General features: G+C 61.9%; 30 protein-coding genes and 1 tRNA gene. 17 read left to right on the forward strand and 14 right to left on the reverse strand.

Annotated features, from left to right (window positions below):
• Window positions 1-4 precede the first annotated feature (4 nt).
• Complete coding sequence (locus tag I6F31_RS14465) at window positions 5-772, forward strand: SDR family oxidoreductase (protein WP_225139860.1); 768 nt, start codon at window positions 5-7, stop codon at window positions 770-772.
• Between the two features lie 191 nt (window positions 773-963).
• Here the strand turns inward: I6F31_RS14465 and I6F31_RS14470 are convergent, their stop codons facing one another.
• Entirely contained in the window at window positions 964-2199 is a 1236-nt protein-coding gene (locus tag I6F31_RS14470) for a serine hydrolase domain-containing protein (protein WP_225185583.1), read from the reverse strand.
• A 148-nt stretch (window positions 2200-2347) separates the two neighbouring features.
• Here I6F31_RS14470 and I6F31_RS14475 point away from each other — a divergent pair.
• Window positions 2348-2423: transfer RNA gene (locus I6F31_RS14475), tRNA-Trp, on the forward strand.
• Window positions 2424-2497: 74 nt separating this feature from the next.
• Here the strand turns inward: I6F31_RS14475 and I6F31_RS14480 are convergent.
• Together I6F31_RS14480 and I6F31_RS14485 are read right to left on the reverse strand one after the other, a co-directional pair.
• The gene (locus I6F31_RS14480; RefSeq protein WP_225185584.1) at window positions 2498-3712 is read right to left on the reverse strand and encodes a tyrosine-type recombinase/integrase; all 1215 of its coding nucleotides are present in this window, start codon (window positions 3710-3712) and stop codon (window positions 2498-2500) included.
• Window positions 3705-4181, reverse strand: coding sequence for a hypothetical protein (locus tag I6F31_RS14485; protein WP_225185585.1), 477 nt, complete (start codon window positions 4179-4181; stop codon window positions 3705-3707). Before I6F31_RS14485 ends, I6F31_RS14480 begins: the two co-directional genes overlap by 8 nt.
• 83 nt (window positions 4182-4264) lie before the next feature.
• Here I6F31_RS14485 and I6F31_RS14490 point away from each other — a divergent pair, with 83 nt between their 5' ends.
• From I6F31_RS14490 to I6F31_RS14540, 11 genes are all read left to right on the forward strand, one after another.
• Window positions 4265-4465, forward strand: a complete 201-nt coding sequence (locus I6F31_RS14490; protein ID WP_225185586.1) for a helix-turn-helix domain-containing protein — start codon at window positions 4265-4267, stop codon at window positions 4463-4465.
• A 10-nt stretch (window positions 4466-4475) separates the two neighbouring features.
• Window positions 4476-4751, forward strand: coding sequence for a PC4/YdbC family ssDNA-binding protein (locus I6F31_RS14495; protein WP_225185587.1), 276 nt, complete (start codon window positions 4476-4478; stop codon window positions 4749-4751).
• A complete protein-coding gene (locus tag I6F31_RS14500) occupies window positions 4748-5224 on the forward strand; it encodes a hypothetical protein (protein WP_225185588.1) in 477 nt (158 codons plus the stop codon). Before I6F31_RS14495 ends, I6F31_RS14500 begins: the two co-directional genes overlap by 4 nt.
• Window positions 5224-6465, forward strand: a complete 1242-nt coding sequence (locus I6F31_RS14505; protein WP_225185589.1) for an AAA family ATPase — start codon at window positions 5224-5226, stop codon at window positions 6463-6465. Before I6F31_RS14500 ends, I6F31_RS14505 begins: the two co-directional genes overlap by 1 nt.
• A gap of 603 nt (window positions 6466-7068) precedes the next feature.
• Window positions 7069-7485, forward strand: coding sequence for a hypothetical protein (locus tag I6F31_RS14510; RefSeq protein ID WP_225185590.1), 417 nt, complete (start codon window positions 7069-7071; stop codon window positions 7483-7485).
• A complete protein-coding gene (locus I6F31_RS14515) occupies window positions 7445-7615 on the forward strand; it encodes a hypothetical protein (RefSeq protein WP_225185591.1) in 171 nt (56 codons plus the stop codon). Before I6F31_RS14510 ends, I6F31_RS14515 begins: the two co-directional genes overlap by 41 nt.
• A gap of 11 nt (window positions 7616-7626) precedes the next feature.
• Window positions 7627-8361 (forward strand): hypothetical protein, encoded by a 735-nt coding sequence (locus I6F31_RS14520; protein WP_225185592.1) that lies wholly within the window; start codon window positions 7627-7629, stop codon window positions 8359-8361.
• A gap of 8 nt (window positions 8362-8369) precedes the next feature.
• Entirely contained in the window at window positions 8370-8846 is a 477-nt protein-coding gene (locus I6F31_RS14525; RefSeq protein ID WP_225185593.1) for a hypothetical protein, read from the forward strand.
• Between the two features lie 2 nt (window positions 8847-8848).
• Window positions 8849-9040: a hypothetical protein gene (locus I6F31_RS14530; protein WP_225185594.1), complete on the forward strand. Its 192-nt coding sequence runs from the start codon at window positions 8849-8851 to the stop codon at window positions 9038-9040.
• Window positions 9041-9056: 16 nt separating this feature from the next.
• Window positions 9057-9278, forward strand: coding sequence for a hypothetical protein (locus I6F31_RS14535; RefSeq protein ID WP_225185595.1), 222 nt, complete (start codon window positions 9057-9059; stop codon window positions 9276-9278).
• A 20-nt stretch (window positions 9279-9298) separates the two neighbouring features.
• Window positions 9299-10468: a hypothetical protein gene (locus tag I6F31_RS14540; protein WP_225185596.1), complete on the forward strand. Its 1170-nt coding sequence runs from the start codon at window positions 9299-9301 to the stop codon at window positions 10466-10468.
• 172 nt (window positions 10469-10640) lie between these two features.
• Here the strand turns inward: I6F31_RS14540 and I6F31_RS14545 are convergent, their stop codons facing one another.
• The gene (locus tag I6F31_RS14545; protein ID WP_225185597.1) at window positions 10641-11930 is read right to left on the reverse strand and encodes an O-antigen ligase family protein; all 1290 of its coding nucleotides are present in this window, start codon (window positions 11928-11930) and stop codon (window positions 10641-10643) included.
• A gap of 445 nt (window positions 11931-12375) precedes the next feature.
• Here I6F31_RS14545 and I6F31_RS14550 point away from each other — a divergent pair, with 445 nt between their 5' ends.
• The 3 genes from I6F31_RS14550 (at window position 12376) to I6F31_RS14560 (ending at window position 16428) form a co-directional block, all read left to right on the forward strand.
• Window positions 12376-13233: a glycosyltransferase family 4 protein gene (locus tag I6F31_RS14550; protein ID WP_225185598.1), complete on the forward strand. Its 858-nt coding sequence runs from the start codon at window positions 12376-12378 to the stop codon at window positions 13231-13233.
• Between the two features lie 811 nt (window positions 13234-14044).
• A complete protein-coding gene (locus tag I6F31_RS14555; protein ID WP_225185599.1) occupies window positions 14045-14497 on the forward strand; it encodes a hypothetical protein in 453 nt (150 codons plus the stop codon).
• A 314-nt stretch (window positions 14498-14811) separates the two neighbouring features.
• The gene (locus I6F31_RS14560; protein WP_276573202.1) at window positions 14812-16428 is read left to right on the forward strand and encodes a recombinase family protein; all 1617 of its coding nucleotides are present in this window, start codon (window positions 14812-14814) and stop codon (window positions 16426-16428) included.
• A 32-nt stretch (window positions 16429-16460) separates the two neighbouring features.
• Here the strand turns inward: I6F31_RS14560 and I6F31_RS14565 are convergent, their stop codons facing one another.
• Genes I6F31_RS14565 through I6F31_RS14575 form a run of 3 tightly spaced genes read right to left on the reverse strand, consistent with a single transcriptional unit; the run spans window position 16461 to window position 17181 of the window.
• Entirely contained in the window at window positions 16461-16607 is a 147-nt protein-coding gene (locus I6F31_RS14565) for a hypothetical protein (protein ID WP_018642104.1), read from the reverse strand.
• Window positions 16604-16897: a hypothetical protein gene (locus I6F31_RS14570; protein WP_225185601.1), complete on the reverse strand. Its 294-nt coding sequence runs from the start codon at window positions 16895-16897 to the stop codon at window positions 16604-16606. The genes I6F31_RS14565 and I6F31_RS14570 overlap by 4 nt, the downstream gene beginning before the upstream one ends.
• Window positions 16894-17181, reverse strand: a complete 288-nt coding sequence (locus I6F31_RS14575; RefSeq protein ID WP_225185602.1) for a hypothetical protein — start codon at window positions 17179-17181, stop codon at window positions 16894-16896. The genes I6F31_RS14570 and I6F31_RS14575 overlap by 4 nt, the downstream gene beginning before the upstream one ends.
• A 510-nt stretch (window positions 17182-17691) precedes the next feature.
• On the opposite strand from I6F31_RS14575, the gene I6F31_RS14580 reads away from it, so the two are divergent.
• A complete protein-coding gene (locus I6F31_RS14580) occupies window positions 17692-18477 on the forward strand; it encodes a KilA-N domain-containing protein (RefSeq protein ID WP_225185603.1) in 786 nt (261 codons plus the stop codon).
• A gap of 557 nt (window positions 18478-19034) precedes the next feature.
• On the opposite strand, the gene I6F31_RS14585 is transcribed toward I6F31_RS14580, so the two are convergent.
• The 7 genes from I6F31_RS14585 to I6F31_RS14615 form a co-directional block, all read right to left on the reverse strand.
• On the reverse strand, window positions 19035-19796 hold the full coding sequence (locus tag I6F31_RS14585; RefSeq protein WP_036010911.1) for a glycosyltransferase family 2 protein: 762 nt from the start codon (window positions 19794-19796) through the stop codon (window positions 19035-19037).
• Between the two features lie 138 nt (window positions 19797-19934).
• Window positions 19935-20441: a hypothetical protein gene (locus I6F31_RS14590; RefSeq protein ID WP_225185604.1), complete on the reverse strand. Its 507-nt coding sequence runs from the start codon at window positions 20439-20441 to the stop codon at window positions 19935-19937.
• Between the two features lie 4 nt (window positions 20442-20445).
• Window positions 20446-20952: a hypothetical protein gene (locus I6F31_RS14595; protein WP_109143344.1), complete on the reverse strand. Its 507-nt coding sequence runs from the start codon at window positions 20950-20952 to the stop codon at window positions 20446-20448.
• 159 nt (window positions 20953-21111) lie between these two features.
• Window positions 21112-22152 carry a Gfo/Idh/MocA family oxidoreductase gene (locus I6F31_RS14600; protein ID WP_225185605.1) on the reverse strand — a complete coding sequence of 347 codons (1041 nt, stop codon included), beginning with the start codon at window positions 22150-22152 and terminating at the stop codon, window positions 21112-21114.
• Between the two features lie 3 nt (window positions 22153-22155).
• Window positions 22156-23361, reverse strand: coding sequence for a class I SAM-dependent methyltransferase (locus I6F31_RS14605; protein WP_225185606.1), 1206 nt, complete (start codon window positions 23359-23361; stop codon window positions 22156-22158).
• A 9-nt stretch (window positions 23362-23370) separates the two neighbouring features.
• Window positions 23371-24576: a class I SAM-dependent methyltransferase gene (locus I6F31_RS36710; protein WP_036010928.1), complete on the reverse strand. Its 1206-nt coding sequence runs from the start codon at window positions 24574-24576 to the stop codon at window positions 23371-23373.
• A gap of 243 nt (window positions 24577-24819) precedes the next feature.
• The gene (locus I6F31_RS14615; protein ID WP_036010931.1) at window positions 24820-26751 is read right to left on the reverse strand and encodes a hypothetical protein; all 1932 of its coding nucleotides are present in this window, start codon (window positions 26749-26751) and stop codon (window positions 24820-24822) included.
• Between the last annotated feature and the right edge of the window lie 108 nt (window positions 26752-26859).

The raw sequence follows: 26859 nt of genomic DNA on the forward strand, positions 1-26859 counted from the left end.
AAACATGACCTTGTTCGACATGAAGGGGAAAGTCGCCGTCATCACGGGCTCGACGCGCGGCATCGGGCTTGCGATCGCCGAGCGCATGGCCGAGCACGGCGCCAAGGTGGTGATCTCCTCGCGCAAGGCCGACGTGTGCGAGCAGGTGGCGAAGGGCATCAACGACAGATTTGGCAAGGGCACCGCGGTCGCGGTCGCCGCCAACATCTCCTCGAAAGAGAATTTGCAGAACCTCGTCGACGAGAGCAACCGCGCCTTCGGCAAGATCGACGTGCTGGTCTGCAACGCCGCATCGAATCCATATTACGGCCCGCTCGCCGGCATCTCCGACGATCAGTTCAGGAAGATCCTCGACAACAACATCGTCGCCAACAATTGGCTGATCTCGATGGTGGTGCCCCAGATGATCGAGCGCAAGGACGGATCGATCATCATCGTCTCCTCGATCGGCGGCCTCAAGGGCTCGACCATCCTCGGCGCTTACGCCATCTCGAAAGCCGCCGACATGCAGCTCGCGCGCAACCTCGCCTGCGAATACGGCCCGCACAACATTCGCGTGAACTGCATCGCGCCGGGCCTGATCAAGACCGATTTTGCCAAGGCGCTGTGGGACAATCCGGAGAACCTGAAAGCCTCGACCTCGCGCTCGCCGCTCTTGCGCATCGGCATCCCCGACGAGATCGCCGGCGCGGCGGTGTTCCTGGGCTCGAAGGCCGGCGACTTCATGACCGGCCAGACCATGGTGATCGACGGCGGCGCGACGATCAGTTGATGCGTTTGTCGGAAGGGAAAGGGCACGTAGTCCACCCATACACAGCGGTCATCGCCCGCGAAGGCGGACGATCCAGTACCCGCAGCCGCAGTTGTGTGAACGAATGACCGCCGCGGCGTACTGGATGCCCCGCCTTCGCGGGGGCATGACAGTGCGGATGATGATACGGCGTCGCGCGTAAGCGCAGGGCCTCACTCCACCGCCGCGTAAACCAGATCTCGCACCAGGGTCCGCGTGTGGTCGCGCTGTCCCGGCCCCTGGCTCATGAACACTGCGAACAGATCCTCCTTCGGATCGATCCAGAAGAACGTGCCGGCAATGCCGCTCCAGAAATACTGGCCGACGCTGCCTGGGAAGGGCGCGATGCCGGCCTCGCGGCGCACGGCAAAGCCGAGGCCGAAGCCATGACCCGGCGATAGCAGCGTGCCGTTGGTCGGCACGCCTGGCCCGAGGTGATCGGAGGCCATCAGCTCCAGGGTCTTGCGGCCGATGATCCTGTTGCCGTCGAGCGTGCCGCCATTGCGCAGCATGAGGCAGAAGCGGGCGTAGTCCATCGTGGTAGAGACCAGGCCGCCGCCGCCGGACTCCATCACGGGCTGCTCGAGCATGTTGAACAGCGCGACCTTGTCGCCGGTCCACGGGTCGGCCGCGAACGGCTCGGCAAGGCGGCCGGCATTGGCTTGGCTTGTCGAGAAGCCGGTTTCGGCCATCTGGAGCGGCGCAAGCACGCGCTCGGTAAGGAACGCGCCGAGCGATTTGCCGCTGACGACTTCGATGATGCGGCCCAAAATATCTGTGGAGCGGCTGTAGTTGAACTCCGCGCCGGGCTGGCAGACGAGCGGGAAGCTCGCCACCAGCGCGGCATGTTCGGCGTTGGTGATCTTGCGGCTGCGGACGCGGGACTCCTGGTAGAGCTTGTGCACGGGGCCGTCGCCCTGGTGCTCGTAGGTGAGGCCGGAGGTGTGGCGGAGCAGGTCCTGCACGGTCATGGGCCGCGCCGGCGGTACCAGCTCCAACCGGCCGTCCTTGACGGCGCCGACCTGCTGGCTCGCGAACTCCGGTATGAACTTTGCGACGGCATCGCTGAGCAGGAACTGTCCGTCCTCGACCAACGTCATGATGCCGACCGAGACGATCGGCTTGGTCATCGAGAAGATGCGGAAGATCGAATCGCGCGCCATGGGCGCCGCGCCTGCCGGGCTCTGCTTGCCGAGCGCCTCGAACCAGCCGATTTGGCCGCGCCTCGCCACCAGCACGGTGACCCCGGGAACGGTTCCCTTGTCGATTTCGCGCTTGAAGGTGTCCGACATGGCCTGGAGCCGCGGCCGCGACAGCCCGAGCGTCTCTGGGCGCGCTTCCGGCAAAGCTGGGGTGTGGGGCGCGTTTGCGGCCTGCGGGGCGGCAGTGGCGGTCGCTGTAGCGGTCATGGGCACTCCCGATTGTTTTTCGTTATGGCCGATGGACTGTGGCCCAGAACCCCCGGCACAAACAAGCGAAGCCGGCGCGGTTCACCCTTGCAAACCGGCCGCTCTCTGTGCTTGAAAGCGCCCCTGATCCGCGGCGACGCGGGTTCGTAGGAGTGTAGCTCAATTGGTAGAGCACCGGTCTCCAAAACCGGGGGTCGCAGGTTCGAGCCCTGCCACTCCTGCCAGCTAAGTCAAAGGCTTAGGTGGCATTCCTCCTGAACAGACGCTGAACTTGGACCCAACCCGGACCCAATCCGGTTCAGGACTCGAAAATTCCGGCAGAGATAGTGTTGATGACCGACGCGACCGACGTGTCGGCGGTCTGCTTGCGCTTGCGCTTCGCGTAGTTCCTCAGCAGCACCGCGGGGTCATCACCGATCCGCTCCGCGACGGTGTGCACCGGCACGCCCTTGTCCAGGAGGAGGGTGGCGTGAGTGCCCCGCAGGTGGTGAAACTCGAAACCGGCGAAGCCGAGAGCATCCGCACCCTTGCGGAAGCGCTTCGAGAATGTGCTGGGGTCCCGCGGCTTGGTGAGGTCGAAGTCCTCTCCGGCCGCCGGCGCCCCGGGGAAGATCAAGGCACCATCAGGCAGCTTGATCCTGGTGAAGTCGACATTGGACGCGTCCGCGCCATCAGGGATGCCCGCCGTGAGCCGCTGATACTTCTCCCGCTCGGTCAGCAGCAGCGCAACGGTTCCATCGTCCAGAGCAATCGTGCGTTTCCCGCGCCACGTCTTGGGGGCCTTGTAGCGGATGCCGAACTTCTTCGTGACCTCCAGGGCCCGCTCGACCTTCAAGGTCTTCTTCTCGGGATCGAAATCGGTCCACCAGAAGGCCAGCAGCTCATTGCGGCGGACCCCGGTCGAGGCGTCAACGGCAACCGGCGCGTACATCGTCGCCGACGGCTTGAAGCCGTTCACCAGGGTCTTCAGATCCGCTTCGTCGAGCGCCAGACCGTGATCGCTTTCGCCGGCCGACGGAAGCTGTTCGATCCGGGTCATCGGATTGCTCGCCAGCATCCCCTTACGCTCGGCCGTGGACAGCGCCGAGTTGAAGCACCGGTGCACATGGTTGACCGTCATCGGCGCAAGCTTCTGCTCGAGCTCGCCATAAAGCTCATCGATCTCGGTGGCCTTGAGCTTCTGGAGGATCTTGTCCCCAAGCTTCGGTTTGACGTGGACGCGTAGCAGCTCCTCATACCGTTCCAGGGTGCGCTGCCCGACCTTCTGCTTTTTTCGTCCCGGCGCGCCCGCGGCGATCCACTGATCGATCCACTGGCTGACGGTGATCTTGCTCGGGTCGACGTGCTCGCCCGTGTCCACCGCAGTGGTCAGCGCGCGCAGTTCCTTCCGTGCCTCGGCCTTGGTGCCGCGGAATGTCTTCGTGTGCCGCCTCCCGTTCGCACGCCACCGCAGCCTGAAAACATTCTCGCCGCGCTCGTCGATACCGCCTTCGCCGTGTCCCCGTTTAGCCATCGCTGCCCTCAATTTTTGATAGAAGAGTTTGCTTCATCCTCATTGTGTGTTTTCCCTGCTCGTGCTCGCGAACCTCTTCGATGTAGCTGTTGAAGATCAGTTCGGCGGCCTGCTTCGGATCGGATTTCACGTTCGAAATCTCCGCCGTCGGCGCAGGCTCGCTCTCGAACAGCAGGCGCAGGGTCTCCAAGAAAATCTGATGCGAGATGCGGTCCGCATGCCAATCGGCGCGCGTCGCTCTCCGAACGCGTCGGGCGAGCTCTTCAATCTGACCGCCAAGCCTGACTAGGTGCTGGTCGCGCTGCTGATCGATCTGCTCCTCGAACAAAGAGCGATGGAGGCGATTGCGGATGTTCTGCGACAGATGCGGCCGCATCATCTCGATCCAGGCCCTCGGCAGTCGGACTGCGACCTGTTCGGTCTCCTCACCGACCGGAGGGCGCCCGCGCTTCCTTGGTGATTTTTGCATACCAAAATCCCACAATAAAACGACTTACAGAAAACAAAATAGCAAATAGACCATGACACATCAATCCCAAAAAGGCGGATGTCATGGACAAATCACCGGCAATTCTCCCACCGAAGTGGGACGGGCGGGCGACGTTCTCAGTCGAGGAACTGCCGGAAATCTTTCCGATCTCCCGCGCCGGCGCCTACGCGGCGGTGGCTAAAGGCGAAATCGGCTGCATCCGGATCGGCCGCCGCATTGTGATCCCGCGCGCCGTCATCGAGCGCATGCTCACTGCGGCCTGAGGAGAGCACCATGGCTAAGCGCCCTGAGCTCGCCCAACCCATCGTCGTGGATCAATTCTGGGCCAACCGTCGGCACGATGCGATCATCACCGAACTCACGACCTTCAAAGGTCACAACCTGATCAACGTGCGCAAGCACGCGATGAACAGGGAAGGGAAGCTCGTTCCGACGACGAAGGGCCTCGCTATCGGAGTCGCGCGGCTGCCGGATCTCGCCAAGGCGATCAACAAGGCGGTGGAAAAGGCGCGAGAGCTCGGTCTCCTCGACGGGAGCGACGACGAATGAGCGTCGCTGAGGAATTTGCGGAATGCTGCGCCGCGCAGCGCTGGTTCGTCGATGAGCGATGGGTCGAGAAACAGACTGCCGTCGATAACCTGCAGCTGCTCGCGGAATGCGCTGGGTATGTCGATGATCTCGGCCAGGACGAGGTGCAGGCGCTCATGTCGGCTGCCTTCGCGCCAGTCGAGACCCTGCCGTCCGACTACGCCGCGCACTTGGTCATGCGCTGGGAGCTCGATGACGAACGGGATCGCTGGAAATGGACGGGTGAATTGCCTCCGGCCCGCAAGTCAGGTGCGCAGGACTACGCACCTGAGAAGCGCGTCGGACGCGACGGCAAGTCTTACTACACCACGCAAGCCACGATCGAGGCCTTCCACTACGTGCTGAGCCTGGGTAACCGCGAGCGGCTAGCGGAGTGGCTGAGAAACCATCCGAACGACGCGCCGGCGCTTCTTGATACGTTGGAGGTCGCCTGATGCTGAACCCTGCACATCGCGCGATGGGCCTCCAGGTATTCAAGGACCTAGGCTATGTGCGCGAGATGGCTCCTACGGAGGAGCCGCCGCATGACGATCGGCCGCCCGTCACGTCATTTGATGCTTTCGGGCACGAGGCTTCGGCTCCGCTAGAGCAGCCCTCGGCGACCGAGAAACTCGCTTGGCTCGACTTGTCTGCACTGGACGGTCAAGCCGTGCCGGAGCGCAAATGGGCAATCAAGGACCGTGTCCCATTGCGACAGGCCGGCCTGTTCAGCGGGGAAGGGGGCACCGGTAAATCGATCATCGAGCTGATGAAGAATGTGGCCCACGTCACCGCAAAGGATTGGCTGGGCACCCTGCCTGAGCCCGGGCCCGCATTCTACCTTGGCGCCGAGGACGACCAAGACGAAATCCACATCCGTCTCGCGGCGATCGCCAAGCACTACGACGCCACATTCAAGGATCTCGCCGACGGCGGCTTGCGCGTTCTGCCGCTACTCGGCCAGGACGCTACGCTTGTCGCCGCGACGAAGGGGGGCAAGGTGGAAGTGACCGGCCTCTATCACAGACTTTACGAGGCCGCCGGCGACATCAAACCGCGGAATATCTCGGTCGACACGCTCTCGCGCGCCTTCTCCGGCAACGAAATCGATCGTGTGCAGGTGTACGCCTTCGCGATGCACATGCAGGCCCTCGCTAAGGTGGCCGACGGTTCGGTGACCGTTCTCAGCCATCCTAGCCTCCAAGGCATCAATTCCGGCTCCGGCCTGTCAGGCTCCACAGCATGGCACGGCGCCTTCCGCTTCCGGCAGTACCTAAAGGCGGCCAAAAGCGAGGACAGCGAACAACCGGACAACGATCTGCGCGAGCTCGAGTTCAAGAAGAACCAGTACGGCCCCCGCGGCGAGACCCTCGTGCTGCGCTATCAGCGCGGTCTCTTCCTCCCCGAGGGAGGCGCGTCGAGCCTGGACAAGCTGGCGCGGGAAGGTCGGGCTGACGAGTTGTTCCTCGACTTGTTGCGCCGGTTCGCCGACCAGGGGCGCAATGTGAGCGCGACACCGACCGCGCCCAATTTTGCTCCGACGGCATTCGCCGCCGATCCCGACGCCAAGCGGGTTGGTCTTCGTAAGCCCGATCTGAAGGATGCCATGGAGCGCCTGTTCAGTGCCGGCAAGGTCCATGTCGAGAACTACGGCCGACCCTCTCGCCCTGCCTCCCGACTGGCGGTGAAGCCATGATCAGAAGCGTGCAGCTACCGTGTTGCTCCAGTGTAGCTACGTACAGCTACCCGTGTAGCCCACTCCTCTGCCTAGCCATAGGCGAGCTGCACGCCTGCACGCGTGCTGCACGCTCGCCCAACGGCATAGGCAGTTACTCTGAGCCGAAAGGACCTCGTTCGGCCCACGTGCGTAGTAACGTCGAAACGACTGGCGATCGGTCGGGATATAACCAGGCACCTAGTCGAGCACGTAACTCGTTAGTAACAGTTACCATCGGGGTTTGTCGCCTTGCTGGGTCCGAGCTTGGGTCCAATGCCTTCGCCCGGCTGGATAGCAGCGAACAAAATCAGCAGCTTGTCGACGCGGCGACACCGGTTTGCGCATTCGGGGAAGGGATTTATGGGCGCAGCGAAGCAACTCTAGACGTTTCGAATGCGCGCGCGCGTGGAGCGATCTGTCGACGGCGCAAATATCCATGGCCTGATGCAAAAACACCCGGCGGGGGGTGGGTGGCAGGAAAATCCCGAGCCCTTCGCAGATTTCATGTCCCCGTTCTCTTTCGCGGCGGCCCGGCCAATTTCCGCGTCCATCCCCTGCAAACACTGTTGAGCAATGTCTGACATGAAGCCGCGCCTGGTCTCATCACGCGAGCAGCTGCTGCAGGTCGTGCGCGATCGCAGGGATGCCCTCAATCTCAGCCACGAAACAATCGACGCCATCACGGGCTTGCAGAGCGGCTACGTAAGCAAGTTGCTCTCGGACCCACCGATGAGGGGCTTCGGCGAAATGTCGCTCCAGGCGGTCCTGGATGCGCTGGCGCTGCGGATTGCGGTCTGTGTGATTGTCGAGGACGAGGAGCTCGCGAAGCGCGTCCGCGGCAGATGGAAGCCGCGCTTGCGATCACCAAGGCCAAAGAAGCGTGCAGCAACCGAGTGCGTTGCTGGCGGCCATATAATCATGATGGATGGTGGCGCTACGAACGTGACAGAGGTCGACGATGGCAAACACGAAGATGATCGGTGCGCGGGTCAAACCTGATCTCGAGGAGCAGGTGAAGGAAATCGCCGCACGCGATCGGCGCACGGTCTCCGACTGGATCCGGTGCCGCCTGGAGGACGCCGTCGCCGCGGCGCGCCGGCAGGACCAGCATCGCAGCGAGGCAGCGTGAGGATCATGGGCATGTTCCGCAAAAAACCCGGCGCCGAGCCGAAGGACGGCCAGCCTTTCGTGCCCGAAGCCTGCACGCAGCGCGCGCCGCAGGTCCGCGCCAATCTCGAAACCGCCTTGGCGGTGCAAGCCGAGCTAGAGACCGAGGTCGCGCTGTTCGCGCTTGAAGCGATCGAACGCCAGCCCGGCGCGGCCGGGAAGCTGGCGGCGCATCGCGAGAAGGTTGAAGCGGCCAAGAGGGCGGTCGACGAGCTGCGGGCGGCGCTGGAATTGGCCCAGCGGTTGGACCGCGAAACCGCGGCTGCGGCAGCTGTCGAGATGCGCGCTCAGCAGCTTGCCGTGTTCGAGAAGGCGGCCGCGGAGCGCGTCGACGCCATGGCTGCGGTCCTGGCAAAGATCGCGGAGGCGACTGCAGAGTGGGCACGCTACACGCAGGCGACCGCCGAGCTCGCAACCGCGTTGCCGACCGGGACCTTCCTGCCGGCGATGAACTTCGGCGATGGCGGCTCATTCCTTGGCAGCGGCGAGGCTCTTATCGGCCGCGAAGCCTGGCGGGTTGCCGGCGCGGGGCCGAAGCCTCCCTTTGCGAAGGCCCCGCCGCTCAGCGCTGGGGACGATACCGCCAAGATGCGCCCGGCGCGGGAGACGCTTCAAGATGCGCACGAAGCGGTGCTGCGCAGCGTCCGGGCCCAGGTCGAGAAGCTCGACCGCGAAGTGATGCCGATCGCGGCCAAGACCGCAGCATAGGAGTTGATATGAGCACCCAAACGCCCCCCGCGACCTCCGCCGAGGCGCGAACACAGATCGACGGCCTGATCGCGGATGCTGACTTCAGCCAGCGTCTGCTGGCCGGCGATGTTGCAGCAAACCAGCAGTGGCGCGATCTGCATGCCCGCCTCGGAAGCGAGGATGAGAGTGCAGTTGACGCTGCGATCGCGGGCATCGTTCCCCGGATCGGTGATTTCGTGGACAGCGATTCAAAGCGTCTGGCTGAAGGCGCAGCCTGGATGCGTTCGCTCGGGATCTCGGTCGGCACGACCCGCGAGATTCTGAAGGCCGAAGGTTACACGGCCGAGGAGATCAAAAGCATCAAAGCCTGGAAGGACCGGCACATGCGAGACGCCGAGTTCTCCAAGAAATTCCTCGCGAATGACCAAGAGGCCGTCCGGCTCATGACGATCGCGAACGCAGCCATCTCCATCGGTATCAAAGGTGAACGAAAAAGCTTCTGACCATGCACAAATATCAACTCGATCTCGTCAACCCGAAGACGTCCGAGGAGCAGACGATCACCGTCGTGCTGTCCGAACTGGAGCGGGCGAGGGCGAAGCGCAGCAAGTGCTGGATGAGCGCCGTGCAAGATCTGGCGCGGCCGGCGATGCCTGTTGGCTTCATGCCGATCGGCAATCGCGTGCGCGCGGCATAAAGAGCGGAGAACGAAGGTGGCCGATCACTACATCGCGTTGAACCGCGGCGTCCAGGGTTTCAAGCAGAGCGACTTCACCACCGGGACAGCATCGAGCGCCGCGTCCGGCATTGAGCTGCGCATTCTCGACGGCGCCGGCTGGACCAAGAAGGATGCGGTTCTCGCCTTGGAAGCCTTCCGACGCTTCCTGGAGACCGCGCCGTGGGTCGCGGCCGCCGGTGTCGAGGTCAAACTTTGAGAGCTCCAGGGGGTAATTCGATGAAAGGCCGGAATATTCTGCTCGCAGCGGCGATAGTCGCGTTTTGGCCCGTTGCGGCTACTGCGCAGATGTACAACACGTTGCCGCCGAACAGCGTTATTGCCAACACCCTGAATTACACCAATCCCGCTCACGCGCTCCCATTCTCAGAGCTTCTGAAAATCTTAAACCTCTACAGCCTGACTAAAGTCGCGGATGCCGACTACGTGATGGGCAATACGGATCGCGTCGTTGCCACGAACAAGCTAGCCTCATGGTTTGACCCTCACACGTGGACTCTTCCCCGCGCCGCGGATTTCAATCCAGGCCAGCCGCTCTACGTCATCGATCTCGGATCGAAGATTACCGCCGCCAAGCCGCTTACTATTGTGAGGAATACCACCGCGGGGGACGACAGGATCAACGGCGGCATTTCGCCGGTCGTCATCAACGTCGCAAACGGCGCCTTCGTGTTCATCTCCGACGGCTATAGCAATTGGTTTGCGCATTCGCTGGTGTCGCCCAGCACCGCGCCGGACGGGACGATCAGGTCCAACATTTCCGGCATCACCTCGACGCTGGACGATAACCCCATTTCCGCGGTCCTGGACAAGCTGCTCGGCACGACGCACGGCAGCCTGGTTTATCGTGGGGCTTCATCCTGGTCGGCTCTCAACCCCGGCACGTTAGGGCAACTCCTTTCGACCGGTGGTGCGGGTGCAAATCCGTCGTGGATCACCGCTTCCGGAACCGGAACGGTCACTAGTATCACGTGCTTTGGTTCGGCGATCACCACGATCGGCACTTGCGCAACGGCTGCGACAAAGTCGGATCAGCAGGCGGCTACCAGCACAACCGCAGTGGTCACGCCCTCTCAGCAGCAGAGCCATCCGAGCGCGGCCAAAGCGTGGGTTCGCTTCACAGGTGCAAGCGGAGCGATAAGCCAAGCCTATAACGTCGCAAGCGTGACGCGCTCGTCGGCAGGATCCTACACTCTGAACTTCTCGACCGCGTTCGCGAACACGACCTACACCTGCGTCGGAAACATCGAGGACAGCGGCAGCAACGGAATCGTCAAAGGCGCTTCAAGCGGGCGTTCAGGAAGTGCGAACCCGATCTTCGCGGTGAACCTGGCCGGGACGTCCTACGATCCGGCCACCGTGGAAGTCGCATGTTTTGGAACGCAATAATGGGGGCCCAGCGCTGACCGACACGCGATGACGAGGGCGTGCTGATTGCGCGTCGGGGCCAAGATCATCCGCGCCCGCTGCTTGCCGAGCAGACGCCGCGTCGTCGTCGTTTAAAGCCTTTGCGTGGCTACCCAAGGCTAACTGAAAGTGGATTTGACGACCTTGGGGTCAGCTAAAAAGTTCTTGCACGGCCTAGTCGCCGGCCTAGGGCCGGCATGCAAGCCACCGCGATCAAGATCATAGCGCTCGTTCCTGCTGGTTTCACGAACAGCACGCTTTCGGTGAAGTTTGCGACAGTGAAATAGGCGGCGATAGCAAGAGCTCCTGAATAGATCGCCGCTGGCATGCTGCCGGGCGACCGAGCAGCCGCGCGCAGCGCCACAACTATTAGCGCGGTCATAAGGAGTGCGCCAATTGCGCCGAAGTTGACCAGGATTTGCAGGTAGCCGTTGTGGAATTGCGTGAGCGATTTTACCCCGTTCGTCTGCGCGAAGAGGTATGGCAGCCGAGAGACATCGGGTCCCCAACCAAGCAAGGGCCTCTGCTGGACCAGATCGAGCGCGAGAGCAGTTAGAGCGAGCCGGTCCTGACCAGACGCCCTGAGATCACCAAGCGGTCGTCCGATCCCGATGGCGGCGGTCATCGGATTATCAAATCGCTGCGTAATCGTGGACCATTTTGTCGCGGATACGATGACCACAGTCGCGAGTAGGGCGACGGTAGCATACCGATCTACGCGCCCTCTGGCATCGCGACCAAAACCATATTTTAGCTGCGCGCCGAACCAGGTCGCCATGGCGATGCCGGTAGCTATTAGAGCTGTTCTGCTCTGGAGAGAGATCAGCAGGATCTCTGCGAAAACAATTGCGGCTCCGAGCGTAACAGTAAGTGAGGCTCTGAAGAGCAGCCGCCAAGGTTTCTGAAGCACCACATATTGCAAAAGCGAGGCTGCGGATATGATCAAGAGGCCGCATGCTAGACCAGCAGAATTACGGTTTATGTGTCCTAGATACGCGCGGTCTGGCTCGACGAGTTCTCCGGCAATCAGGGAGATCGCACCGTTGCGCACCAACAAGACCGCTGCGCCAATCGCGAGCCCACCGAGGAAGACGACCAGAACCGTATCTTGGCGCAGCCGCAAAGAGGCCAGAGGGACCGCCACGATGGGCCCGAGAGCGATCGGTAGGTGTTTCCCCAGCGCCTTGAAGTGATCGCCCGGCAATCCGTGGGCAGCGGCGTATGTCGCGCTCAACAAGACAAAACCGATCCAAACAAGACCTAGGATAATAGGCGGCTCGCCGAGGGGCGTGCGATCATGGGCTAGCACGACGATTGCCACCATGACGAAAACCGCCGTTATGATTTCGGCAACAGACGGCGCAGCGGCGCAGGCGAAACCCAGCAGAAATATGGCCCCAATACCCAAATGTTTAGATTTTAAGTCTTTGATATTGTTAAGCATTATCTTCATATCAACCGTTGCTTGAGGTCGCGACTGCCGCAACTTTTTGTTTTGCAACCGGCGGTTAGGTGCATTACAATGTTTCTATTGAAAAACAAACAATTTGGGCCGGGGGGCTCGGACTTTGAGGGTAGTGTTAGCTGTGTTCCAGCTTGTCAAGCTGGGAGGCAAGGAGCGCGATTGTCTTGCGGTCGCTCGATTCTTGCGGGGCCGCGGACATGTGGTCACAATCATCGCGACGGCCATTGATCAGAGGCTTTCGTTGCCATGTCCGGTTGTGCTGCTGGAGGCGCCGGGCCAATTCAACCACGTCAGATCTCGCGCATTCAGTCGGGCCGCTCTTCAGTGGTCAAGACTTGCTGGCGCTGAGGCCTTCTTGGCTTTTGAACGGATACCCGGAGCCGACGCACATTTTGCGGCCGATGGTGTCGTCCGGTGTGGAGGCTTGTTCGCCTGGCTGCCGCGATACCGCACTCGCCGCGCTCTGGAGGAGGGTGTCTTCGGATCGGGCTCAAATACAAAGCTTTTATTCCTAACCGAGCGCCAGCGGGACGAATACGCCAAAGTATATCGGTTTGATCCGGCTCGCGGCATCGTGCTGCCCCTTATCGTGCACCAGGAGAGGATAGAGGCTGCAAAGGCGAGGGTGGCTCGATCAGACGTCCGCAAAGCCTTGAACATCCCTTTGGACGCAACCGCAGCGATAGCAATCGCGGTGGATCCGTTGCAGAAGGGCGTCGATAGGGTCCTCGCTGCTGCGGCCCGCCATCCCGATCTTTATGTCGTGATCGTCGGCTCGGAAAAGGGATGGATACGGCGGCAGATCAGAAGACTCGGGCTCAAGGATCGGGCGCGATTGGTGCCCTACACCTCCGATGTCATACGGTTACTGTGTGCAGCTGACTTCCTGGTGCACCCGGCGCGCGTCGAGGCAGCTGGACAAGTGATCCTCGAATCGTTGCTTGCCGGCGTCCCGGCTATCGTCAGCGATGTCTGCGGATATGCGACAGAAGTCGTGCGCTCAGGTGCCGGGCTCGTTGTCAAAGAGCCCATCACTGATGAGGCGCTTGCTGGCGCCATTCAGGACGCGATCGAGAGATTGCCTGTGCTGCGTGGAGCTGCGGCTACGGAATCGAGCCGCTTGATAAGGGCTCAAGGCCTTTGGCTTGAGGCCGTCGCTCTGGAATTGGAAGCCGGCAAGCCGCAGCGAGAGGGCACTGTACGATTGGCAGTGCATGACGTGGCCACATCGGACAGTCCGGGCGGGATGGTCTGCCAGCATATTCAATCGGCACCTCGGTAGCCTCCGGGTGTTCAGCGAGGGCCCAAGTGACCAGACGAAATTGCCCGCGGACTTTGATTTCGCCTGACTTGATACGGAGCGAGCTATGACATCCGTCGATATCCTCGGATGGGTTCTTCTAGCCATCGTGATCATCGCTACACTAAGCTCGAGCAGAAGCCCGCCAGCTTGAGGTCGAACGCGGCTTAGTTGGCACATCAACTCGAGCTTTCTTCAACGTCCTGAGAAGCTGCCATGCATAGAAAACCAACCGACCCCGCTTCCTGCGGAGCCGACGAATTGGTGCTCCAATTTAAGATCGAGCGAATGGCAAAGTGGGTCGGCAGGATAAGCGCTGTAATGGTTCCTCTGGTCATCTTCTGCGCGGCCTTGATTTGGCGCCGACCTTGACCGGGGCATAGACATGCAGCCTCGCGCATCACCAACGGTTTAGTCATGGGCCGCAATTCCACCGGCGTGAACGCGCGCGAAAGCGCCCCCGGAAGGGGATAGACAAAATTCACCAAATCATGGTGGGATGCTCGCGGAGCCTAGGAAACTCCCGAAGCGGTCCCTTGCCGGGGATAGCGCTTCATCCGCGATAGGCGGGCCATCGGCCTTGCCGGGCCTCATGTCCCGCTGAAAGACGTCACCGCGCCCATTGCCGTGGGCTGCGACCGGCTCACTATGCCGGGAGTGCCACGGTTATGCAACAGCCCGAAAGGGTAAAGGCCGTGGCGCACGTTCTCGCGGACGTGTTCCTAGACTCCCGGTGCCAGCCCGCCGCTGGCGCCCGGCCCTAGGAAAGCCGGTTCATACCGCGAGCACCACCATGTCCAACCTAATTCGATTCCCGGGCAGTTCTTCGGTTGCCCATCCCGCGCCCTCAATTGCCAGTCCCGAGGCTCAAACCTGGCGCGATCGCCAATGGGTCATCAAAGACATCAGCAGGCACGTCACCGCGAGGGAAGCCTACGCGCAGGCCGCCATGCGGGCGGCCCTAATGGCCGAGCAAAACATGCCTGTCGCTCAGATCGGCCAAGCCAACTTGGAAGCCGTTAAGGCCTATGAGGAAATGAGGGAAGCGGCGAACAACCTGCTCCTCGTCATGCCCACGGAGCTGACGGCGCTGATTGACCTCTTGCTCTACTTGGAGCGCAATTTCAGCATCTTGCCCACCGAGATTATCCACGCTTCCGGTAACGGTCAGTCGCTAGCGCTCGACGTGCTCCGGACGGTGAGACTGTCTCTGCGCAAAATCGCTCGGTACGGGAAAGGCAAATGAAGGGTCGGCGCCGAAGACACAGGAAGCGCGACCGGCAACGGCTGATGACCCACCGCCGCCGGATGAGACGGTAAGGGCGAGGGCCCGCCGGTTCACGCTGGCGGGCCTATCCATATTGATCCATGCGGCCTGTTGATTTCGCCCCGCGGCTGCGGTTGGGATGCAAGCAACATTGCTGCTGGGGAACATCTTTCTGGTCTGCCTTGGCGCCGGTCGCAGGTTCGCTTGCACTGGACTGGATCGGAAAGCACTGTTCGTCTTGGCTTTCAGGCTGGCTGGGATAGGCTGGACGTGGCCAACGGTAGGGGCGTTCCATGGGAACTGCGCTCACTGTTCAGAGTGCCAGGTTGCTCCGCCGACGCGAGAATGAGCTTCGGGCGGCCCAATACATCCGAATGTCGACAGATCAGCAACAATACTCGATCGCAAATCAGATGGCTTTGATCGCGAGCTACGCGGCCGAGCATCGGCTCGAGATCGTGCGCACCTATATGGATGAGGGCATTAGCGGGTTGAGGATTAATAATCGCCAGGGGCTTATCGATCTGCTCAATGACGTGCAATCGGGAGATGCTGACTTTGCCCACGTTCTGGTCCGGGACGTCAGCCGCTGGGGTCGTTTCCAGGACACGGATGAGAGCGCCTACTATGAGTTCATCTGCAAACTGGCCGGCGTGAAGGTGATCTATTGCGCTGAGATCTTCGAGAACGATGGAAGCCCGATGTCCGGCCTATGGAAAAGCATGAAGCGCCTTATGGCGGCCGAGGACAGCCGCGACAAGTCGGCAAAGATTTTTGCGGGGCATAGCCGGATCGTTGGGCTCGGCTATCGGGTGGGTGGTCGGCCCGGCTTTGCACTGCGCAGAGAACTGGTCGACGCGACGGGAAGATCGAGGGGCTTTCTCCAGCCTGGCGAGCAGAAGGCATTGCAAACCGACAGAGTGTTGCTACGGGCCGGGTCCCCCGATGAGATCGCGATCGTGCGGTGGATATTCGAAAGCTTCGTTGGCGGGAAAGGGGAAACCGCCATTGCGGCCGAGCTGAACGAAAGGGGCGTAGCCAACCATTGCGGCGTCCCGTGGAATCTTCAGATTATCGGCCGCATGCTTCGCAATGAAAACTACATTGGCAATACCGTCTATTATCGGACATCGAGCTACCTCCGGCAACGTCGCGTCATCAACGGCAAGGCCAAGTGGATCCGCAAAGAGGGTACCCTTGAGCCAATGGTACCTCGCGATGTGTTCGATAACGCTCAGCGGATTATCGAGCGTCGGGTGCGACTGAAGCTGTCGTCCGATATGTTGCTCAAGAAATTGCGCGTTCTACAGCTCCGGCTAGGCACTTTGTCCGCCGATGCGATCAATCGGGCCAAGGGGGTGCCATGCGCGTCGATATATGAACGCCGGTTCGGCAGCCTTCGCAAAGCGTATGCGCTGATCGGCTTTGATCCTCCAGGAGACTACAGCTATCTCGATACGCGCGGCGACCGCGTGAGCCTGATCCACCAACTTGCCGCGAGAATTGCTGCTGGCGTGCCTAACGTGGGCTCCAATCTCATTGCTGAGCGGACGGGAGGCTGTTTGGCCGCGAAAGATGGCTCCTTTATATCATTGCGCGTCGCCCGATGCTGGCAGCATCCCCAGCGACACTGTCGGGTCTGGACGCTACGGCGTAGCTCTAATCAGCGTCCGGGTATCGCCGTTGTGGTCAGGCTGGATGAGCAGAATAAGGAGCCTGTCGATTATATCCTGACGTCGAGAGACCGCATTCCCGAGCGACCGCTGATAGTGACCGAGGCGGTCCTGAGGAAACGTTATCGGAGCAGGTTTAGACGCTCGACAGACTTGATCCGCGCGTTGAAGCGAAGACTCGAGCAAAAAGGCGACTTGACTGACGGAGCGTGGCCAACGAAGCGCCGAGCTCAGTGAACGAGAGGGCCCGTCGGCTCAGGCTGGCGGGCCTATTCCAGCACCTCGTATTCGAATGCCACGCCCTCAGGATCGTTCTCCTCGAACCATTTTTCGGCCGCGTCCTGGTTGGCGAACACCTTGATGTGGTCTTTATCGCCGACCTGCTTGGCGGTGTTCACATACACGAAAACGGTCATTGGTCCCTCTTCAGCTTGCGCCGGCCCCAATGCGGCTCTTTTCCCTTCGGGTTGAACTCGGGGACGTAGTGACGGTTCAATGCCCGCAAGACGCCGATCCGCGCGAACATCGTTGGGCCGTCGCGCTCAACCACCAGAAGCAGCGCCTCCATCGCCGCTTGCCATTCCGGCGCGGTGTGCTCTTTCTTCGGCAGCGCAGCGATGTACTCGCCGGCGTCGAGCAGCGTCACCAGTACGCGATCGCCGATCCTGATCGGATCCTCGAAAGGCCGCCCCCAGCCCTTGGTCATCGTGTGTTTCGGTATCCTCTGATAGCCAGCCGCAAGTCGCCCCACTCGAAGTCGGGGCGAACCTCGGCGCCGCGATTGCCGCAGCCTTGACACACGAAGCGCGGCTCGATGTCGGATAGCCGTACCTCATCCGGCCAGCGATCGGCCCTCAGAGCGACGTGGTGCCCGCAATGGCAGTAGACCAGGACGCCGCGCAAGCCCATCTCACGCATCTCTCCGAACGTGATCTTGAGCGGCCGGCCGTCGGCATGCGTAGGCGTGTAGCGTCGGGGAGGGCGAGGCATGCCGCCATCAAAGCGGCAACCTAAGTAGCTCGCAAATTATCAATCCCTTGGGCCTCGAGGCGCGCGCCAGCTACTGCGCGTCGTGGGTGTGGAATGCTGCAATGCCAGATGCGCCCATCCCCGGTAACGCCCGGATGTTGCGACCGGGCGACATTTTCTGAAAACGAGCCAGTATATCTTCGGATTCGCACAATTAACGGGCAGGTGCCTGTTCGTAACTCATGGAGTGCCGACGTTGTTCGTTGCGTCGAGTCGGCACCCGGGTGTCCAATGAGCGTCATGTGCTCACGCTGATTCGAAGCGGTCACCGGGGAACGATCCGGTAACTCCCGTCGGAATTAATTTGAGCTCATGAAAGCCGAAAGGCGGCCCCGCACCACCGGGTGACCGCCTTTCTTAATTCAAATCTGGACCACGACGTGCGCGGTACAGCCCCTGAACAAGGCCTTTGTACTCTGACTGGAGAAATCCACAAGCACGGAGTGGTCGTATCGCACAGGAGATACGACCTTGAACGAGTCGACGATTCTGGTCCTGCGGGGCCACCGCGTTTACGAGGATAGCCACGGGAATGTATGCCTCGACGACCTCTGGCGGGCAGCGAAAGCTGGCGCAGGAAAGGTGCCGTCGAAGTGGCGCAACACTCGAATGGCGAAAGCGCTCATCGGCGAGCTTGAGAAAAAGATCGTCAATTCCTCTTTGAAGGAGAATAAGGCTGTAACGTCAGCTATTTATGCGAAGCGTGGCCGCGGCAGTACTGGCACATTCGCTCATCCGATCCTGGCCGCCGCCTACGCCGGCTATCTAAGCTCTAAGCTCGAGCTCGAAGTCCGTGAGATCTGGCTGCGCTATCGGTCAGGCGATGCCTCGCTGGCAGATGAAATATTGCAGCGCGCCACTGCCGAGGAGAACAGGTGGGTCGGCGCTCGAGCCATCTCACGATCGCAGCGCGTCGCCTACACAGACACGCTCAAGCAGCACCACGTCACCGGTAAGGGCTATATGCTTTGCACCGAGGCCGTTTACTTGAAGCTGCTCGGCGGACGATCTCACCAGCTGCGCCAGGCCCGCGAGCTGGATCCGATGGCAAACATCCGCGACAATCTCAGCGTAGCCGAACTGTCATTCGTCATGGCGGCGGAAGCACTCGCGGCAGAACGCATCGAGCAGGAGATTCGAATTGGCAACGATGACTGCATCGAGGCCAGCGCGACGAGTGCATCCGCCATCCGCAGCGCGATCGAAGCAGACCGAGCTAATCGGCAGCCGGGTGCAGCGCAGCCGGGCGGAGCTTGACGCCGCAGGGCGTGACAGCCAGGCGCTCCAGCACCTTCCGAAGCTGATTGCAGACAGCAAGCCGAAGAAGCTTAACTGATCTCGGGATTGACGAGACCATGGGCGCCGGAGTCTGATCGGCGCCCATGGGGGCAGCATCAGCACGATATTGACGAGCTCGAGGCGTTCGAGCGGCTCTGCCTGGCCGACGACAGCACGATGCCGCTGGAGCGCGCCGGTCTGCTGGAGATGGCGGCGAACAATCGCGCGGCCGCTGAGCGCGACCAAGGCCGGACCCAATCCTGGACCCAAAGGCGAAAGTACGGGGCGTCACCGGCTGGACCTGATGGACTGCGGTCGGGTGCCGCCCGCTTGATTTCATTACGGAAACGAACAGGGCGGCACTGGTTGAGACAATGCCGCCCGTACTCCAAAACCGGGGGTCGCAGGTTCGAGCCCTGCCACTCCTGCCAGCCAAATCAATCACTTAGACTAGATTGCGGCGGGAGGGCGTCCCGCGCGCGCCCGTGCTCTCGCAGCCGCTGTGCTGGAGGTGCCGTGTCGTAGTCCGGCGAGGCCTAGCGCGCCGGGGTCCGTTCCGCGTCGGCGGGAATCTGCCTGAGGTTGACGTTCCGGATGGGAACGCGGCGCAGCAGGGAAAGGATGGTCCCGCCGAGCTCGAGATAGGTGCGCAGCCGCAGCGCGCGCGACGAGCCCTTCAGCTCCGCGTTCAGGCTCACCGGAACCTGGACGTAGGTGAGGCCGAGCTGGAGCAGGGAGATCAGCGCACAGATCTGGTAGCCGTAGCCGTCGGCCTTGACCGCGATCTGGCGCAGCCATTTCACGGGATAGACGATCATGCTGTGATAGTCGGACAGCCAGAAGCCGAACAGGCAGTTCAGGATGAACCGCAACGAATGCGACTGCAGCGAGCGGTTTACGGAGCGGTCCGACTGGTTGTCGCGATAGGTGATGACGAGGTCGGCGGCGCCCGCCGCTTTGAACATCCGGGCAACACCCTCGTTCTGGAAGGCGTGATCGCCGGGGATGAGCGTGATGGCATCGAATTTCGCGCGCGACAGCGCATATTCGAAGCCGGCACCGACACCGCGCGGTTCGGCATTGTGATGCACGATGATGCGCGGCTCGCCGGCTGCGAACTCGTCCATGATCGCGCCAGTGGCATCGGTGCTGCCGTCGTCGATCAGGAAGATCTCGAAATCGTCGAGCAGGTCGCGGGCGAGCGGCAGCACGCCGTCGATCGTGTCGGCGATCTTGTCCTGCTCGTTCAGTGCAGGAATGACGATCGTAAGCCTTTTTGCCGCCCTAGAAGGTGTCATTGTATGCGCCCGTTGGCGGGGCCACTCTGTCCCGGTGACCCCATGCAAGTCTAGGTCATCTGAACCGGGCGAACAATGCGGCTCGCCGGTATGCCCACAAGACCGGCGCGAAACCTATGATGTGTGTGTTCCGCGCAACTAGTCGGAAAAATCATAGAGGCTGGTGTCGCCAATGCCGAAGGCGCGGCGCAGCCGTCCGACGTGGCCTGCCATATTCCGGCCCGCCGCCGTCGCCGCGAAGTGCGAATCGGTCCGTTCCACCAGGCCGCCATCGACCAAGTTCCCAATTCGTCCGCGGAACAGATCTGGAACCTGCCCGTCAGCGATCTCCGATAGCGGTGCCCTGCGATCGGGGCGATCGACGAGGCTGAGCAGGATGCCCAGCGAAACCGATTTATACACGGCGCCAAAGGCGAACACGTAAGCCATGACGCAAAATCCGAAAATCGATGCGGCGTCCCAGTACTGAAGCTGCGGGACGAAGAGAATTCCGAGCATCACCCCGAGACCGTGCGAGACAATCGTGGCAATCGCCAGCAGGGTCACGGGTCCGAGCGGCCAAGCGCGTGCGCGGGCCATGAATTGCAGAGCAGGCGCCAGCAGGGCGAAAACGGCGACGGCGGCAAGTCCGACAGCAAAGGACATCGACTCACCCAAGGCCTGTCGACAGACGAACGAGCTTGACGAGATGCGCTACCGCAACCCCCTTGGAGGTGGGGGCAAGCCGGCCGTCCGCCGTGATGACCATCCCGGCCCCGATCAGGAGCTTCAGGCGGTTGTGCGTGAAGGTGCCGAGATCTCCACCTTGCATGTAGGCTCTCGCCCATTGCTCCAGGGTGAGAGGATGTCCAGCCTGAACGAGTGCGGTGAGCAGCGTCAGCGTGAAGCCCCAGGCCAGCAGGCTGAACAGGATGTAGCAGAGCATCATTGCGGTCCCGAGCAGGAAGAGACCGCCAAGCACATCGCCGACGTGGCGCTGACCTGGAAGGGCGATACAGGCGACGGCGTAAAGGATGACGACGCTGATGCAGCCCAGCCGGAAGCGACGGCCGGCTCCGCCGGTGGCGGCGATGCGCGCGTAAAGCAGCAACAACAGTGGAAAGGCGAGGCTGACACCAATCGCAGCAGCTTGCGCCGGGCCCGGTAGCAGGTTCATTGCGGAAAATCGTCCCGGACGCCTCTCAGGCCAGTCAGAGCGAAAGTCTATAGGGGGTCGTATTTTTCAGGTCAAGGCAGCCCGGCGCCTTTGACTGGCGATTGTCACGCGGACTCGCGTGTGTCGCGATGGAAACGGCTGGCTGCGCAAACTTCCGCATTACGCGATGCCGTCAGCCCGCCGCTTGTAGACCATCTCCGCCAGTGAGATGTCGGTCACCGAGTCCGCGCCGGAGGCCAGGGGGGGGCGTCCCTCGGCGATATCGGAAACGAAGGCGTCGGCCTGGCGCCGAAATGCCCAGCTCTTTTCACCCGTCAGATGCGTGCTTTGACCATCGTGCTCGACGATGACCTCCGCCTCTTGCTCGGCAAAGGGCGGGGGCAGTTTCAAGGTCACCGCGCCGCGCTCGAAATCGATCGTCAGACCCTCGCGCCAGGCTCCCTCGGACCCGTTCACGAGATCCAGCGTACAAGCGATGCCGTCGAAGTCGAGGGTGATGCGCGCGGCTCCCGAAGTTTCGACGGAGCTGTCGGCGAGCGTTGGCGATGATCCAAGCAGGTAGCGCGTCAGATTGATGATATGGCTGAAGACGTTCAGAAAGCTGTCGTAGCCGGCCCGCATCGTGCTCGGCATCCAGTCGGGACCGTCCTTCCAGAGTTCGATCCCGTCCGGCCGTGTTTCGCCGGTCATCACGAAATTGTCGCGCGACCGGCCGGTGTCGCCGCCGAAGCACCAGCCCTTGGCGCGGACCACGCGTCCGAGCGATCGGTCGTTGCGCAAGCGCGTCAGCACATCGAGCGCGCGCGCCACACCGGCATCGTGACGCTTCATGTAGCCGACGCTGTAGACGAGGTTTCGCTGCCGCGCCGCTTCGACCAGCAACGTCGCCTGAGCCGTCGTATAGGCCATCGGTTTCTCCGACAGCACGTGGCGGCCGCTGTTCAACGCGTCCAGCACGATCGGACCGGTGGCTCGCCGCTTTGTCACGACCACGACAGCGGACACCGCAGCGTCCGCGAGCAGCTCCCGATGCGTGCCGTAGACCTGCGAGATGCCGAACTTCTGCGCTGCGGCGCCAGCGAGATCCGGCCGGAGATCGGCGATGGCGACGACGCGGCAGGCGGGATTGGCGACGAAATTGGCGAGGTGGCACATCTGGCCGACCATCCCCGTTCCGATGATGCCAATGCCTGGCCTCACTGGCTATGATCCCTTGAAGCGCTTCCGGATGACGAGGAAATGCGCCGGCTGTCCCCAGGTGTTGATGAATGCCGGATCTGTCTGGGTCAGGGCCGTGACCGCAGGCGCATCGCGTCGCCCGATCGCGGCGAAGATGCGGTGGAAACTGTCGAGCGTCGCAACGATGGTTTCGATGTCGGAAGCATCGTCCGCGAGAATGTCCGTCGTTCGGATCGCCTCGCGTAAGGACGCAAGGCTTGCGATCACGCGCGGCAGGCTCTCGCCGAAGGGGGCGTCGATCATCGCGTCGACGTCGAGAACCAGCGTCTCGATCGATGCCGAAATCGCCGCCACGGCATCGGCCTTGCCGACCAGGTAGAGCTTGCGTCCGCCGAGGAAGCTGAGGCGGCTGCGGTGGAGATGGCGCGCCGCACGCCGCAGCTTCTCGTCGGCGGAGAGAACCTTCTTGTGCCAGTAGACGTCCAGGCTGTCGCGATAGGCTGGCCACGCCGAATGGATGTCGAATCCCTGCTCATGCGCTACCGTGCACAAGGCGGCTGCGTCGAGGAAGTACCGATGCCGGACGAACGGGTTCTCGAGCACGTCCATCAGCCAGGATTCGAAGCTGCGGGTGTGCGGAATGCTGTTCCATTTCGCGTCGAAAAGCGTCTTCGCGGTTTCGAGTGCGGGACGGCCTGACAAAGCCTTGCCGGCGGCATGGATTGCCTTGAGCGCGAGCTCGAAGAAGCCGCCATAGCGCTCGTAATAGGACACGACGGCGAAACCGTCCGGATTGAGCAGCCGATGGAAGACGCCGAGCCAATTTTCGGTCGGCTGCACGGTGTAAATGAAACCTTCGGCATCGATGATGTCGTAGCGGCGCTCGCTGCGAAATCCCTCGACATCGGCCAACGCGAGTTCGCGCAGGCGCTCGCTCAGGCCAAAACGCGCGAAATAGGCCTCAATTTTCGGATGCGCATGCCGGTTCGGTTCGGCGAGCGCCATGTTCGCGCCCCAGCCGGCAAACACCAGCGCATTCTCACCGGAATCTGGACCGAATTCGAGCACCTCCGCATCGCGGAACAGCCGCGGCGGCAGCACGAGCTTGTCTGAAAACAGCTCGCGCCGCTGGCTGGCATATGCATCGAGTTCGGCGGCCGATTTGAAATTCCCGAACGTCGGTAGGACGTCCTGACGTTCGTAGTAATTGAAGAGCTTCTCGTCAGCCATGCCGCGTCCCTAACCCAAGGCCGCCTCGAGCCGATCGAGCTCGCTCCAGATGTCGGAGGGCGCGAAAATCGAAACGATGTGCAGCGGCCGCTTCACGTTCTCCCGCAGCCGGCTGCTGACCTTGGCTTCGTTTTCCTGGTTCACGGCGAGAAGGCAGACGAGCGGCTCCGACTTGCCGGCGAGTTCGTCCGGCGAACGGATCGGTATGCCGGTGCCGGGCAGGAACAGCCCCTGGCGCTCCTTCTGGTCGTCGACGGAGAGATCGACGAGCTCCGCCAGCTCATGCGCGTTGGTGAAGGTGCAGGCGCGGCAGCCCGCGCCGTAGATGGCAATCTCGGCGCCGTTCGCACGGGCCTTGGCGAGGATCGGCCGCAGGCGCGCGCCGTACTCCCTTGCGCGCTGGCCGAATTTCTCGCCGACGCCGGAGGGCGCAGGCGGCGGCGTCACGTCGCGGGTTGCACGACGGGCGGCGATCGCGAGGCTGCCGCCGCTGAAATTGTATTTCTTCACCGAGACGGCCTCGAAGCCGTGGCGGACCAAGAGCGCGAGTAGCGTCGGCTCGGTGAAGTAGCTGACGTGCTCCTCCCACAGCACGGAGAGGTCGCCCGCCGTCGAACCGGGATCAAAGTCGGGCACGTCGATGAACAGCAGTCCGTCGTCGCTGAGCGCGATCTTCACGCAGTCGAAGAAGTTCTCGAAATCGACGATGTGCTCCAGCACCTGGCGCGAGACCACGAGATCGAACTTGCCGGACTGGGCGACCGCGTCGTGACACAGGGCCGGGCTGATCATGTCGGAATAGACCTTGATGCCGCGTTCGCGGGCAATCTTGCCCGACACGGGGTTGGGCTCCACACCCACCAGGACCTTCGCGCCGCGTTCGCGCAGCTTGTCCATGAACAGGCCGTCGTTGCATCCAATCTCGAACACGGATTGGTGCTTCGAGAATTTCGCGATGGTGTCGAGCTCGTCGACCTGGTGCGGCTCCGGCTTCCAGCTGCTGAAATTGTAGTTGAACTGGCGATACAGGATGTCTGGATCAATCGGCTTGACGATCTGCGGCAGGCCGCAGTCGCCGCAGGCGAGCACCTCGAACGGATACCGCTCCTCCTGCTCGTTCCGGCTGCGCCGAAGTCGATGCGCGATTGGCATTTGCCCGAGGTCGATGACCGGTCGCAGGTTGGTCGAATGGCAGAGGCGGCAATGATCGGTCACTGATTATTCTCGCATTTGGCAGGTCTGACGAGGCGACCTTCAATGGAAACCGGCGTGGCCGGCAACGAGACGCTCCCGGATACATCATAACCGGGTTACGCGGGGCATTCCTCCGGCCTGTGCGTTCTCGGCCAAAGCAGGTAGCAGCCGTGGATAGGTCTTGCAAGACGTGCCGCCGTCCCTCAATTGGAGGTGGATGCGGCCGGCCATGTACGCGCGCGACGGCTGCGAGCACGGTCGACGTCAAGGCCGCCGCCGCTCGTAGAGTGTCAAATTACCCCGGGTCTCCACGGCCACGAAATCCCGCTTGATCCGCTTCATGACCTCTTGAACATGGTGGTACTCCGGCCTGCGCTCAACCATGCTGTCGTAGAACAGCCGGTCCGCCGGGTTCATCGAGCGATCCAGGAACCGCGCGTCAAAGGACACCAGGAACGGCATGAAATAGGCCATCGGCGCCCGATGGGCCTGGGCCAGATAGGCCCAATCCCTGAGGGCGATGACCAGAACCCTCTCGTCTGGCCTGGTTTTATCCTGGATGAACTTCGCATCGGCCTCGGTGATCTGATCCAGGTCCTCCTGCCACGTGACCGCCGGGCTCGAGACGAACGGCCACCGCAGAAGGCTGGGATAAGTTGCATACGATCTCAGGCCGTAGAGGTGGGGATTGTTCTTGTCCTGGACGAACAGCAGCGCAAGAACGGTCGCAGCGGCCGTTATGGCGCCGGCGGTTCTTCGGAACGACGGTTGCCACCCCGTTGAAAACTGGCGGATCCACCAGGCCGAGACCATCACCAGCGGCAACGCGTTCTGGTGCCAGACAGCGTCCAGCGTCCGGTTGACCCATTTGATCATCAGCGCCATGCCAATCATCGACAGCGTCAGCAGAATCCCGGTCACGAACCGGTCATGCCAAGAATCGGAGGGCCGTGACAGCCGGATCGCGGCCCAGCCGACGGTGATGCATCCGACGATCTGGAGCGGCAGATTGTAGATGATGCCCCAGCCCAAGTCCCATTTGATGGGCGTGCTTCCCCACCCGGTCCCGTAGAGTACGAGCGGGCGAAAGCATTCGATCAGAAACTCCAGGGAGAAGGCTCTCGTGCCGAACAGCACCAGGCACATCAGGATTGCGGCACCTATCGATGTGACTGCGAACACGAGGGCATTGCGATAGTTCGGCAACCCTCCGGCGATCGCCGCGACGAAGGTACCCGTCACAAGGAAGAACAGCCCGATCTCGGTCTGCCAGAGCAGCGAGACGGCGCACATGATGGCCGATAGGATTAGCCATGTCAGGCGCCCGGGAGCGGTGCAGTGCAGGCTGATCGCGAGCGCAAAGACGATCAAGAGCGGAAATCGCGTCGGGTAGGCAGATGGCGAGTAGAACTGGCCGGTCGTAGAGAAAGCCAGCACGGCGAGCGCCGTGATGACGGCGATCGCGGCAAGCTTCGAGCGGATCAAGTAATACAGAAGAAAGTAGGCCTGGACGTAGGTCGCGAGCGTGACCGCGATGTTCAATCCGACCGCTCGCATCGCCGCCGATTTCCAGCCATCTCCCATGATGAGATGAAAGAACCAGCCGAGCGCAGGGCCGTAATGCGAATGGAAGTCCAATCCGGGAACGAGCCCGGGGGCGTAGCCATAAAGCGCGGGACCGATGAAGTAACTTACCTTGTGCGCTTCGTCCCTCACGGCCGCGGTCAGGCCTTCGAGGTCGGAGGGGATCAGCAGCAGAGCGAGGAATATGATCGCGAGCAGATCGCCGGCCCCCACGCTGAACCGGGTGTCGGTCGAGGGTTTTGCAGCAGGAAGGTAATTGTTGGCGTCTCGATTGAGCGCGACGGTGATAGCGGCGACCGCCAGCAGGGCGATCGCGATCCCGGGGCTCCTCCAATCGTTGGCAGCGCCGAGGGCAAGATAGACGAAGCTCGCCGTGATGGCGCTCAGTGCGAGCGAGCCCGATGATCGATACGTCGCGTACAATGCCGCTGCTGCCGCAATCGGCCCGGACAGGAAGAACGAGCCGTAGAACGCCTTCTTGCAGAAATCGCAATTCCTGTCTGCCAAGGCCATGTCGAAGCCTTCGACGAAATTTGATTGAAATGACGGAAGGTGATTTTTCACCAGCAGCAGCACCACGTAGGCGACGGCGCATCCCAGCAGGGCGGCCACAACAGCTCTGGCGGCGATCGAGAATTCCCTTGTGTACTCCACTAGGAGGTCTCGAGGCTAGCTACGATCGAAGTCGGGGAGGAGGCTGCGTCGAACACAGCGGAAAAT

Source organism: Bradyrhizobium sp. NBAIM01 (genome assembly GCF_020194115.1).
Classification (GTDB): domain Bacteria; phylum Pseudomonadota; class Alphaproteobacteria; order Rhizobiales; family Xanthobacteraceae; genus Bradyrhizobium; species Bradyrhizobium yuanmingense.

Coding starts and splice junctions, on each gene's coding strand:
- I6F31_RS14595 (WP_109143344.1), bottom strand. CDS start 20,952: ATGAACCTGCTACCGGGCCCGGCGCAAGCTGCTGCGATTGGTGTCAGC.
- I6F31_RS14605 (WP_225185606.1), bottom strand. CDS start 23,361: ATGGCTGACGAGAAGCTCTTCAATTACTACGAACGTCAGGACGTCCTA.
- I6F31_RS14500 (WP_225185588.1), top strand. CDS start 4,748: ATGAGCGTCGCTGAGGAATTTGCGGAATGCTGCGCCGCGCAGCGCTGG.
- I6F31_RS14465 (WP_225139860.1), top strand. CDS start 5: ATGACCTTGTTCGACATGAAGGGGAAAGTCGCCGTCATCACGGGCTCG.
- I6F31_RS14575 (WP_225185602.1), bottom strand. CDS start 17,181: ATGCCTCGCCCTCCCCGACGCTACACGCCTACGCATGCCGACGGCCGG.
- I6F31_RS14560 (WP_276573202.1), top strand. CDS start 14,812: ATGGGAACTGCGCTCACTGTTCAGAGTGCCAGGTTGCTCCGCCGACGC.
- I6F31_RS14495 (WP_225185587.1), top strand. CDS start 4,476: ATGGCTAAGCGCCCTGAGCTCGCCCAACCCATCGTCGTGGATCAATTC.
- I6F31_RS14545 (WP_225185597.1), bottom strand. CDS start 11,930: ATGCTTAACAATATCAAAGACTTAAAATCTAAACATTTGGGTATTGGG.
- I6F31_RS14520 (WP_225185592.1), top strand. CDS start 7,627: ATGTTCCGCAAAAAACCCGGCGCCGAGCCGAAGGACGGCCAGCCTTTC.
- I6F31_RS14565 (WP_018642104.1), bottom strand. CDS start 16,607: ATGACCGTTTTCGTGTATGTGAACACCGCCAAGCAGGTCGGCGATAAA.
- I6F31_RS14590 (WP_225185604.1), bottom strand. CDS start 20,441: ATGTCCTTTGCTGTCGGACTTGCCGCCGTCGCCGTTTTCGCCCTGCTG.
- I6F31_RS14470 (WP_225185583.1), bottom strand. CDS start 2,199: ATGACCGCTACAGCGACCGCCACTGCCGCCCCGCAGGCCGCAAACGCG.
- I6F31_RS14510 (WP_225185590.1), top strand. CDS start 7,069: ATGAAGCCGCGCCTGGTCTCATCACGCGAGCAGCTGCTGCAGGTCGTG.
- I6F31_RS14570 (WP_225185601.1), bottom strand. CDS start 16,897: ATGACCAAGGGCTGGGGGCGGCCTTTCGAGGATCCGATCAGGATCGGC.
- I6F31_RS14530 (WP_225185594.1), top strand. CDS start 8,849: ATGCACAAATATCAACTCGATCTCGTCAACCCGAAGACGTCCGAGGAG.
- I6F31_RS14555 (WP_225185599.1), top strand. CDS start 14,045: ATGTCCAACCTAATTCGATTCCCGGGCAGTTCTTCGGTTGCCCATCCC.
- I6F31_RS14585 (WP_036010911.1), bottom strand. CDS start 19,796: ATGACACCTTCTAGGGCGGCAAAAAGGCTTACGATCGTCATTCCTGCA.
- I6F31_RS14485 (WP_225185585.1), bottom strand. CDS start 4,181: ATGCAAAAATCACCAAGGAAGCGCGGGCGCCCTCCGGTCGGTGAGGAG.
- I6F31_RS14480 (WP_225185584.1), bottom strand. CDS start 3,712: ATGGCTAAACGGGGACACGGCGAAGGCGGTATCGACGAGCGCGGCGAG.
- I6F31_RS14515 (WP_225185591.1), top strand. CDS start 7,445: ATGGCAAACACGAAGATGATCGGTGCGCGGGTCAAACCTGATCTCGAG.
- I6F31_RS14505 (WP_225185589.1), top strand. CDS start 5,224: ATGCTGAACCCTGCACATCGCGCGATGGGCCTCCAGGTATTCAAGGAC.
- I6F31_RS14525 (WP_225185593.1), top strand. CDS start 8,370: ATGAGCACCCAAACGCCCCCCGCGACCTCCGCCGAGGCGCGAACACAG.
- I6F31_RS14490 (WP_225185586.1), top strand. CDS start 4,265: ATGGACAAATCACCGGCAATTCTCCCACCGAAGTGGGACGGGCGGGCG.
- I6F31_RS14540 (WP_225185596.1), top strand. CDS start 9,299: ATGAAAGGCCGGAATATTCTGCTCGCAGCGGCGATAGTCGCGTTTTGG.